1 pseudogene is annotated in these 512 nt (G+C 58.6%); it reads right to left on the bottom strand.

Annotation, left to right across the window (positions count from 1 at the left end):
- Nucleotides 1-38: 38 nt before the first annotated feature.
- Nucleotides 39-512, bottom strand: a pseudogene (gene istB, locus MUW49_RS20795) (IS21-like element ISAs29 family helper ATPase IstB); the annotation flags it as partial.

The following is a 512-nucleotide window of genomic DNA, read 5'->3' as shown; positions in this document are numbered from 1 at the left end:
AACACCCTGATCCTTAACGCGCTCACGTCACCCCGTTTCTAACTCGAGTGTTCAGATTGGGTCAACTCACTTCTCCTCTTTCTCATCGATTCTCCCTTCAGTGACAGCCGGTGAGCGTTGTGCATCAGCCGGTCCAGGATCGCATCTGCCAGAGTGTTGTCCCCCAAGCTCGCGTACCACTCTTCCGTTGGCAGCTGACTGACCACGACCGTCGAGTATTTCCCGTACCGATCATCCATGATCTCCAGCAGGGCGTTGCGCTGCTCGGCATTCACCGCTTCCAGTCCCCAGTCATCCAGGATCAGCAGCTCTATCCTTGCCAGTTGACCCAGCAGTCTGGCGTAACTGCCATCTACCTTGGCCTGGCTCAGCTCAAGTAGCAGACGCGGCAGCCGGTAGTAACGAGTGCTGTGCCCCTGCTGACAGGCTTGGTAGCCCAGCGCACAGGCTAGGTAGGTTTTTCCGCAGCCACAGGGGCCGGTAATGAGCAGGTTCTGGCCCCGGCGCAGCCA

It is taken from the genome of Aeromonas sp. LsrichE-8G (assembly GCF_022869435.1).
GTDB classification, from domain to species: Bacteria; Pseudomonadota; Gammaproteobacteria; order Enterobacterales; family Aeromonadaceae; genus Aeromonas; species Aeromonas caviae.
The sequence above is the reverse complement of the archived record's forward strand: the minus strand, read 5'-3'. Positions and strand labels throughout refer to the sequence as shown.